The 9400-nt window shown below is 65.1% G+C and carries 9 protein-coding genes and 1 pseudogene; 3 read left to right on the forward strand and 7 right to left on the reverse strand.

The annotated features are described in order from the left end of the window. Positions 1–19: 19 nt before the first annotated feature. Positions 20–2074: a DNA/RNA non-specific endonuclease gene (locus Q0R16_RS17380; RefSeq protein WP_295639113.1), complete on the reverse strand. Its 2055-nt coding sequence runs from the start codon at positions 2072–2074 to the stop codon at positions 20–22. Between the two features lie 225 nt (positions 2075–2299). Between Q0R16_RS17380 and Q0R16_RS17385 the strand changes: the two genes are divergently transcribed. After that, entirely contained in the window at positions 2300–2866 is a 567-nt protein-coding gene (locus tag Q0R16_RS17385; RefSeq protein WP_295639116.1) for a lipocalin family protein, read from the forward strand. Here the strand turns inward: Q0R16_RS17385 and Q0R16_RS17390 are convergent. The 4 genes from Q0R16_RS17390 to Q0R16_RS17405 all read right to left on the reverse strand — a co-directional run bounded on the left by Q0R16_RS17390 (position 2863) and on the right by Q0R16_RS17405 (position 7157). Next, positions 2863–3522: an ATP-binding cassette domain-containing protein gene (locus Q0R16_RS17390; RefSeq protein WP_295639119.1), complete on the reverse strand. Its 660-nt coding sequence runs from the start codon at positions 3520–3522 to the stop codon at positions 2863–2865. The genes Q0R16_RS17385 and Q0R16_RS17390 overlap by 4 nt on opposite strands. Further along, positions 3494–4198: a molybdate ABC transporter permease subunit gene (modB, locus tag Q0R16_RS17395; protein ID WP_295639122.1), complete on the reverse strand. Its 705-nt coding sequence runs from the start codon at positions 4196–4198 to the stop codon at positions 3494–3496. The genes Q0R16_RS17390 and modB overlap by 29 nt, the downstream gene beginning before the upstream one ends. Further along, the gene (gene modA, locus Q0R16_RS17400; RefSeq protein WP_295639125.1) at positions 4195–4965 is read right to left on the reverse strand and encodes a molybdate ABC transporter substrate-binding protein; all 771 of its coding nucleotides are present in this window, start codon (positions 4963–4965) and stop codon (positions 4195–4197) included. The genes modB and modA overlap by 4 nt, the downstream gene beginning before the upstream one ends. A gap of 110 nt (positions 4966–5075) precedes the next feature. Further along, complete coding sequence (locus Q0R16_RS17405) at positions 5076–7157, reverse strand: GMC family oxidoreductase (protein WP_295639128.1); 2082 nt, start codon at positions 7155–7157, stop codon at positions 5076–5078. Between the two features lie 366 nt (positions 7158–7523). Between Q0R16_RS17405 and Q0R16_RS17410 the strand changes: the two genes are divergently transcribed. Next, entirely contained in the window at positions 7524–7850 is a 327-nt protein-coding gene (locus Q0R16_RS17410; RefSeq protein ID WP_295639131.1) for a hypothetical protein, read from the forward strand. 456 nt (positions 7851–8306) lie between these two features. Here Q0R16_RS17410 and Q0R16_RS17415 read toward each other — a convergent pair whose 3' ends face one another. Then, the gene (locus Q0R16_RS17415; protein WP_295639134.1) at positions 8307–8501 is read right to left on the reverse strand and encodes a hypothetical protein; all 195 of its coding nucleotides are present in this window, start codon (positions 8499–8501) and stop codon (positions 8307–8309) included. A 184-nt stretch (positions 8502–8685) separates the two neighbouring features. Between Q0R16_RS17415 and Q0R16_RS17420 the strand changes: the two genes are divergently transcribed. Then, a complete protein-coding gene (locus Q0R16_RS17420) occupies positions 8686–8970 on the forward strand; it encodes a hypothetical protein (RefSeq protein WP_295639137.1) in 285 nt (94 codons plus the stop codon). Between the two features lie 310 nt (positions 8971–9280). Here Q0R16_RS17420 and Q0R16_RS17425 read toward each other — a convergent pair. Next, positions 9281–9400 (reverse strand): annotated as a pseudogene (locus Q0R16_RS17425) (IS630 family transposase); the annotation flags it as partial.

A 9400-nucleotide genomic window follows, 5' to 3' on the forward strand; every position in this document is an offset into this window, starting at 1 on the left:
CGCAAGCGGGCGGGAAGCCTCAACCCGCCGTCGTATCCGCCGAGATCAGCGCCGCATCGAACACCACGCCCGCCTTCTCGCTGATCGTCGCCAGCGACACCTGGAATCGCGCGAATTCCCCCGCCGCGAATTCCACCCCGAACCGATCGACCACGTCCTTCTGCGACAACAAAAAGCCATAACTGCGCAATGACCGCGCGCCCTCGCTATCCAGGTTGCCGACCACCACCACCTTCCAGAACACCAGCGGAACCTGCACCGGGCCGGTGCCGAAATCCTGCGACGGATCGTCGGCCGCCAACACCGGTCCGGCCAGAATGCAGGCGCGGGTATCACCGGTCTGGAGGTTCTTCTGGACGTGGTTCTCGAACCCGCCCCACAGCCCATTCACCCCATCCCACCGCTTGCCCGGCTGTGATCGGTTGAACGCGGCGTGCTGCGGGGTGCAATTGGTCCAGTGGAAGGTGTCCGAATTGGCGAATTCGGTCTCGGTCGGCGTATCGCCCCAGGCGCTGTCCTCGCGCCGCACGATGTGGCCGCGGTCGATCTGCCCGGCCGGGCCATAGACATCGGCATCGGCAAGCTGGAACCTGGCCGGAATGCGCGGATCGCCGATCCAGCGATCGGTGCCGAAAAACGCCCGCCCGTTGGTGGTGCGCCGCGCCGGATCGTAATCGACATTGGCCGCAGACCACATCTGCAACCGCCGCTGCGCATTCATCGCCAGGCTGTAGTGATGGTACTTGAGCACCGTAATCGCGCCGTTTTCCTTGAACATCTCGCCCTCGCGCGCGGCCGAAACGGTGGGCACCGGCACCAGCAGCCCATTTCCGAGGAACCCGGGGTCGTAGCCCTCGCGGTCGTCATAATTCGGATCGAAGCGAAGCGTTTTTTCCGGCGCCACGGTGGTTTCGGTCGCATCCGGAACCGCAATCGCCGCCTCGCCACGACCGCCGATGTAGATCGCCACCGGGCCGCTGAAATTCATCGTCACGCCGTCCATCGCCGATCCTTTCAGGAGGTTGGCAGGTCGCACGCCAGAAACGTCTTCGGGCGCGGTCGCCAGCTTGCTCACGTCGTCCGCAGGATCGACCGTTCCCACCAGCAGTTCGCCCAGCAGCCGCGTGGCCGACGCGTCACCCGGCCTGATCGACGCCAGCGCGCGCACCACCGCGCTGATCCGCACGCCTTCGTTGGCGATCCAGTCGATGCCATCATCGGGCTGGCCCGGCGCCCACACCGAACCGTCCTTGTTGAGCACATCATCGCCGCGCGTGCGCGGGATCGAGGCGTGGTGCAGCCCGCACACCTCCCAGATTTCGGTAAAGCACGGCGATCCCGACGATCCTTCGGCGGTATCGGTTTCATAGCGCAGGAATCCGTCGTCGCGCAGGTCGAGCAGCCGGCAGTTCTGCGTGGCATAGCGCTTGGCCCCGCCGTCGGGATATTCGATGATGCGGATCGGCATGCCGGGCAGGATCTTGGCCGATGAGCCGTTGACTGCCAGGAACGCCAGCGACGACAGCAGTTCGCCCGTCACCGCGGTGGGCTTGACCGCCACGATCGCGTAATCGAGCGCATCGTCGGCGTGGAACAAGGCATCGGGATCGAGTTCGAAGGTCACCCCGCGCGCCACCCCGGCATCGCCCTGTTCGTGCAGGAAATTGGCGCCGGTGCCGCGCGCCGATCCGGCATCGGGGAACACGTGCCAGTTGGTCAGCAACACACTGGGCGAGATCAGGAACCCTGTGGCGAACCCCACCGGCTCCACCCGCGGATCGGCATTGGCGACGATCCGCGCCACCGGCCGCCCCGCCATGCGCGCGGCTTCGCTGGTCGGCGTGGTCACCCAATCGAGCGTGGCGCCCATCTTGCGCTCGATGAACACCGGCAAGCGGCCTTGCGCCATCAATTCGCCGGCATGGACCAGGCTGGCGCGGCGCGCATCGAAGCGCGATTGCTGGCTGGGCGAGACCGCTTGCGCCTTCGTATCGGGCGGCTGCACACGCCACCGCTGCGAAGCCGCCAGCATCACCGCGCGGCGGCGGGCATCGAACAGCGCGGTTGTGGCCATCGTACCGAATCCCCTCGAACCGAATGGATCGTCGGGCACTATCTTACGCGGGGTTTGTGACAGCGACTTGGCGCAACGCGACAAGCGAGCCGAATGGTCCGCTCGATTGTGGAGTTGATTTGCGCTTGCCCGGCCCGCGCCGCTGTCCTTCGGGGCAATTGCCGCTTGCCGCTGCGGCTCTATGGATGGACACGCCGGTCAGTTGGAGTCCGTCGGAGAATCCTCATGCGCGCAATCCGGTATGCCCACTCCCGCCTTGCGCTGCTCGGGGTAGCCGCGCTGGTGCTTGCCGCCTGCGCAACGGTCGACACCTCGAACAGCCCCTTGCACCCCGCGACCACCATCGATGCAGTGCGCTTCTACACCGGCACCTGGTACGAAATCGGCCGCCGCCCGATGAAGCTGACCGACGGCTGCGTGGCAGGCGGCACGACCTACACGCCGCAGGGCGGCACCAAGGTCAAGGTGCTCGATTTCTGCTATCAAGGATCGTCCACCGGCAAGCGCAAGACCATCGGCGGCCCTGCGCGGATCTTGGACCCGGGCACCAACGCCAGGCTGCACGTAAGCTACCGCTTCCTCGGCATCGTGCCCGTCCAGCGCGATTACTGGGTGCTCGACGTCGCCCCGGATTATAGCTGGTTCATCTCGGCCGATCCCACGTTCCACGACTTGTGGATCTACACGCGCAATCCCCGCCCCACGCAGGCCGAAGTGGCACCGTTGGTCGCGCGCGCAAAGGCGCTGGGGTACGATACCAGCCAGCTCGAATTCCCCGCAACGGGCGGCTAGATCCGCTCGACGGTGATCGTCTGCGTCGCCAGCCGCGCCGCCTCTTCGCGATCGTGCGTGACGTAGAGCATCGGCAGCTTCAGTTCGTCGCGCAGCCGTTCGATCACGCGCAGAATCTCCTCGCGCCGCGCCGGATCGAGCGCGGTCAACGGCTCATCGAGCAACAGAGCGCGCGCGCCCGACAGCAACGCGCGTCCGATCGCCACGCGCTGCGCCTCCCCGCCCGACAACGTGCGCGGCCGCCGATCGAGCAAGGCTTCGATGCCGAGGAATTCGATCACCACAGCGGGCTCGATCCAGCGATCGGCCAAATCCGCCAGCTTCCACCCGTAAAGCAGGTTCGCGCGCACGGTCATGTGCGGGAACAGCCGCCCGTCCTGGAACACCAGCCCCAGCCGCCGCCGGTACGCGGGCACGTCGATCCCCGCCGCTGCATCGAACAGCGTCTCGCCCAGCACGCGCACGTGTCCTGAATCGGGCCGCAGCAAGCCCGCCACCATCGCCAGCCCGCTCGACTTGCCCGCGCCCGAACTGCCGTGAAGCACGGTCAGGCCACCGTCCGCGGTGAACGTCGCACCCACCGTGGCATCGCCCAGCTTGCGCCTTACGTCGACATCGAACGCGTGCTCAAAGGACACGGCCGCCGCTCCCGCCATGGCGCCGCGCCAGCCACTCCGAACCCGCCAGTGCCATGAGCGCCAGCAGCACCGAAACGCCCGCCAGCGCCCACACCCGCGCCTCTGCTCCCGGTATCTGCAAGGCCGAATAGATTGCCAGCGGCAGCGTCTCGGTCTCTCCGGGGATCGCCGAAACGAACGTGATCGTCGCGCCGAATTCGCCCAGCGAGCGCGCGAACCCGAGGATCACCGCGGTCAGCACCCCCGGCGCCGCCAGCGGCAGCACGATCGTGGCAAAGCGCCGCGCGGGCGCCGCACCGAGCGTTTCGGCCGCCTGTTCAAAGCGCGGATCGATTGCCTCCAAAGACAGCCGGATCGCGCGTACCATCAGCGGCAGCGCCATCACGCCCGCCGCGATCGCCGCGCCGGTCCAGCGGAACATCACCGTCACGCCCAGCGTGCGCTCGAGCCAGCCGCCCACCGGTCCCGCCGGGCCCAGCAGCAGCAGCAATGCCCAGCCGACCACCACCGGCGGCAGCACCAGCGGCAGATGCACCAGCGCATCGAGCAACACCCGGCCGAAAAACCGCCAACGTGCGAGAGCCCAGGCCAGCCCGAATGCCACCGGCAAGGTCGCCAGCACCGCCACGCCGCTGACTTTCAGCGACAGTGCGATGACTTGCCAATCGGCCGCTGTCAGCGCCGCAGCGTTCACGCCGGGCCGAAACCGTGACGGCGCAGGATTGCCTGCCCCTCGCGCCCCAGCAGGAACCGCCGGAACGCCTCGGCCTCGGGATTGGCCGCGCGCCCGTTGATCGGCGCAATCAGGGCCACCGGGTAAACGATGCGCGGGTGGCTTGCGCTCGGAAACCGGGCCACCACGCGCACTTTGGCCGACGCCAGCGCATCGGTCGCGTAAACAATCCCCAGCGGCGCCTGCCCGTGTTCAACCAAAGCCATCGCCGCCCGCACATTCTCCGCCGCCGCGATCCGCCCCGCCACGCTCGGCCACACACCCAGGCTGGTCAGCGCCGCCTTCGCGTAAATCCCCGCCGGAACCGCTGCCGGATCGGCCAGCGCCAGTCGCCCGCTCGCACCAAGCGCGCGCGCCAGCGGAAACCCGCGCGCAATCGCCAGCCGGGTGCTCCCGGCGGCCGGCTCGATCAGCACCAGCGCGTTCGTCACTAGATCACGCCGCGATGCTGCCACGATCAACCGCTTGGCCGCCAGCGCATCCATCCACTGCTCATCCGCCGAAACGAACATATCCGCCGGCGCCCCCGCCTGAACCTGCCGCGCCAACGCCGAACTCGCCGCAAACGCCAGGACCGGGCGCGGATGGCGTGCCCTCGCGAAAGCATCGGCGGCCTCGGTCAGCGCCTCTTGCAAGCTGGCCGCGGCAAGCACGGTCGGCGCTGTGGCGGCAAGAGCGGGCGGGGTGAGCGCCAGCAGGGCGATGAGTGCGGTAAGGAGGCGGAGCATGGATGCAGTCTTAGAGTGGCGAAGGGCGAAGGCAAAGCAGGTTGGTAAAGGGCCTCCGGCGGGCAAGGGGCTGAGTCCTTTGCCCGCCGGAGGTACTCTTCAACCGGAAATCAAATCTCCGCCACCTCAAGCACCGCAATCCCTGCGAATGGATCGCCCTGCCCGGTGGCGTACTGCGCCATCGCCATCGTGGTGAGCTGCGCGTTCACGCGGATGCAGCTCGGGAACACGCTGGCATCGGTCACCAGCACGTTTGACGTGCCGTGGACGCGGCAATCCAGATCCACCACGCTGTTGTCGGCGTGCGGATCGGCGTGCATCGGGTTGCCGCCGTGCGGGTGCGCGGAAGACAGCGTGATATCGTCGGCATGCTGGATTTCTTCGGCATAGACGGCTTCGAAGTCCTCGTGCGGATAGACCACGCGGCCGCTGGACAGCGCCGGCCAGACTTCGATCGCGCCATCGGCGAAGTGCATTTTCGTGGCCACCACCATCGCACGGCGGACCACCACCAGCTCCTCCTCGGTCAGCCGCATGTCGAGTTTGCCGCCCGAAATCCGCCCCAGCCGATCGGCGGCGAACAGGATGCCGGTTTCGACGATGCAGCTGTAGTGGCGCATCCGGCGGTCCATTTCGCCGAACCAGCCGGGCATCAGCGCGGACATGGTCATCGGCGCCTGGAAGTGCGATTCGAGCATGAAGTCCTTGCAATCGACCATCGTCGCCATCTGGTCCTCGTCCCACGAAGGTTTGCCCGCCATCACGTCCTCGGGCATCAGCGCGGTGACGGGCGAGGCGATGTTGAGGCTGATCTGTTCGCCCGTGCCATCGATCCCCGAGCGCGCCAGCAGCAGCGACGAGGCGATCGTGCCCGCGGCCACCACCACGCCCACGCGCACCGGGATGACCCGCGCGATCCCGTCGCGATCGGTGACGGTCACGCCGATCGCACGGCTGGGCTGGCCCGATGGACCCCCATTATTACGATTTCTGGCCCACAGGATCTTTTCCACCTTGGTTTCGGCCAGGATCTTCGCGCCCTCCGCGCAGGCTCGCGGCAGCACGCGCGTGCCCATCGCCACCTTGCGCGCGTAAGGGCAGCCGGTGTTGCAATACCCGCAATAGCCGCAAGGGCTGGCGGATTCGGACGGGCCAAAGTTCTTGCGGAACCAGCCCGGCTTGGCCGCATGGAACACCGGATCGTTGTCCTGCGTCAGGAACTTGGCCCACCCGTTGAGCAAGTGCGGCCCGTTCGAGCGGCTGGAGCGGTGTTCGATTTCCTTGATTTCGAGCAAGTCCTCCACCGCCTGATAAGCGGCCATGAACCGCGCTTCATCGATCGGCGCGCCGATTTCGGCCCACTTGGCGAAGACGTCGGGCGCATCGGGGTGCAGCCGCACATCGCCCTTGGCGCGCAGCGAAATGCCGTTGTTGATCGTCGGCCCGCCCCCCACGTTGCGCGCCTGGAACACCACGATGTCGTTGTTGGCGGTGGTCTGCAACGCGCCGTGCTTGTAGAGCCTAGCGGTCATCATCCCTTCTTCGTGGTTGATTTCATCCGATCGCAAGTACGGCCCGGCCTCGATCACCAGCACCTTGTAATGCCTGGACAAGTTGAGCGCCGCGATCGCCCCGCCGGCGCCCGATCCGACCACCACAATGTCGATATCGTGCGGGATCGTGGCGGCGTTGACGAAGTGCGCGGCATCGATTTCGCGCCCCGGCGTCACGTCGATCGGCACCGGCACGTCGCCTGGGCCGCGCAAGCCCTGCCGGAACTTGGGCAGCGTAAAGCCGATCTGCTGGTGGACCGGGTTGGTGCGGTTTTCGTCCTGCCCGTCGCTGCCGTCCTCGGCCGGCTCCCAGTGGCTGTAGTACGAAAGGTACATGATCCCGCGAATCCGGCCCAGTTCGTGGAAGAAATGCGAATGCGTGTCCTGCATACGGTTGCGGATGCGGTCCTTGCGCGTATCGACCGAAACCTCGTCGAAGAACGGCCCCAGCGCCAGGTTGGCGGCATAGATCGCAAAGCTGACCTCGTCCGCCTTGGTCCCGCCGATCCGCGCGATCAGCACCTCGAACCGCTCGACCACCGCTTCCACCGGAATCGCCATTTCGGCATAGTCATCGAACAGCGCCTCGCCGAATTTGAGCAGGAAGCGGCGCTGGATATCGTCGAACGGCAGTTTCATCGGGTCACTCCGGCTGGTGGCGGCGGCCCCGTTGGGCTCGCGCACGCACATGGATTGGCGACCCGGCTGCGGGACACAGGATGGCCGCGCGAGCGGGGGTTGGGCAAGCGCTGATTGTGCCGGTGTGGCGGGGTTGGGGCTTGGGCAAGATTCAAGAGGGGAAGGAAGATTCGCAGGGGCCAGCGGCCCCTGCACCCCGGACTTTTTTGGTTGCGTGGTGGCGGGAAGTGTTTGGGCGATCGTGATGCGGCGTAACCGGGTTGGGCTTGGCGTCGTCTTTAACGCTAGCTTTCGCTAGTCGGCTGCAGCCGGAATTGATTGGAAGCTGCCATTGATCCAAAGCCACAAACAAGGCACCTTTGCGCGATGAAGCATCCAGAAGCTCGGTTTGTCGTCGAGGTCACGGCAGATGATCAGATTGTTTGCCGATCGCCCAAACAGGTGGAGCAGCGCATCAGGATGGCTGACCTTGGGGCTGTCTGCTTGGAGACGAACCATAGCGGACCTTGGGGAGCGGACGTTTGGTGGCTGCTAAACGACAGGACAGGACGGACCAAGGTCGCGTTTCCGCAGATGGCGACAGGCGAGGAAGCGGCGTTGCAACGGCTGCGACTGCTCCCCGGATTTGAGGTGCGGGGAATGAACTCGGTCGAGGAGGCGCGATTTGTCTGCTGGCCGACGCCTGCTTCCTGAACGTGCACAAAAGGTCGAGTCCAGATCGCGAAGATGCGGTCTTCGCAATGCAATTGGCGACCATTCGGCCGGAATTGCCCCATGCATTGCCCCGGCCTTGTCCCGCGCTCCCCATGCCTTTAAAACCCCACCACAAATCGCGAACTTCACGGCAACTGTGCAACCATCATGGCCGACCAGATCGCGGCACGATCGATCCGGGCGCCGCTCGCGCAGACCTGCCTCGCGCGGATCGTCCAGCACCGGCAGGGCACCGCCCCGGACCTCTGCGCGCGCTAACGCCTCCACCGGCTGGTGTGGGCCGATCGGGACGCAACGATCGGCGGCTTTCGTGGACGATCGGCAAGGGGCGCAATGTTCTGAAAGACTGGGAGGGGGACTGTCAGCGAAGGGTCAGGGAGGCAGCCGTAGTGGCCATAATATGAGGGGCTTCCGTAGTCAGCTCAGGCCCTCCATTTATAGTGCTTCGTCACTTTCCCGCAAGGAAGGGTGTTCAATTTCAATGGGTCGCCAAATCTCACAATATATCTCGCCCATCACGTTTGCTATTCTCTTTCTTACGACGCGACGCTCTTCTTCATCTGCAATTTCTTCTGCTAATGCGAGAAGCGTGTTGATGAACGCATCGCTTTTTTTGAGTTCGATCATCATGCGACGAGCAATGTCAAACTGCATAAACTGTTCCGACCAATACCATTGGATTGCAGACTAGCCGTGCCCAGCGTGCGGAGCAATGTCCGCAATCGGCCCATCCGTCGCCACGGCTCAACCCCCCGCCCCGCCGCTCTGAAACCGCACCACGGATCGCGAACGACACGGCGGCTGGGTGACCATCATGGCCGACCAGATCGCGGCACGATCGATCCGGGCGTCGCTCGCGCAGACCGGCCTCGCGCGGATCGTCCAGCACCGGCAGGGCACCGGCCCGGACCTCTGCGCGCGCTACCGCCTCCACCGGATGGTGTGGGCCGAGCGGGGCGCAACGATCCAAATTGCGCCTCGCGCACGAAAAGTCCCTCAAGCGATAGTGAAGCTCACCGATCCAAAATATTTTAACGGCCGGGCGTTATCTCGACCGTTGATGCGGCAGTCGCGCCCCAATCTGGGCAAAGAGCCATAGCGCACGGTCGACGGTGAGCACTGTCGACGAACATCTTGACGAGGTCTGCATGGCTGGTGAATTGAAGGGAAGAGCGGGAAAACCTTGGACTGACTACGAAGTCAGTATCCTTAAAGCGATGGCTAATGGCGGCTCGCGAGCAATCACCATTGCACAGAGATTAGGGCGTCCGACTTCTGCCGTTCGAGCGCACGCGGCTTCGCTCGGTTTATCATTGGTGGGCGTGAAGGCAGATGGTGATCTTAGTTAAGTTACGGTGATATTTTACTTAGAGTTACGGTGACACTTTACTTATACCAACCTGCACTGATCATGACCCACGCGCCCATTTGCGGCGGCCGATGGTCATGATGTGCCAAGGCTGATCGATGAGCTTGTTCCAGGCTTCGCAGCAGTGGTCGATGATGTTGTCGTAGGATGTGAAGACGCG

Source organism: Novosphingobium sp., from assembly GCF_025351285.1.
Lineage (GTDB): Bacteria > Pseudomonadota > Alphaproteobacteria > Sphingomonadales > Sphingomonadaceae > Novosphingobium.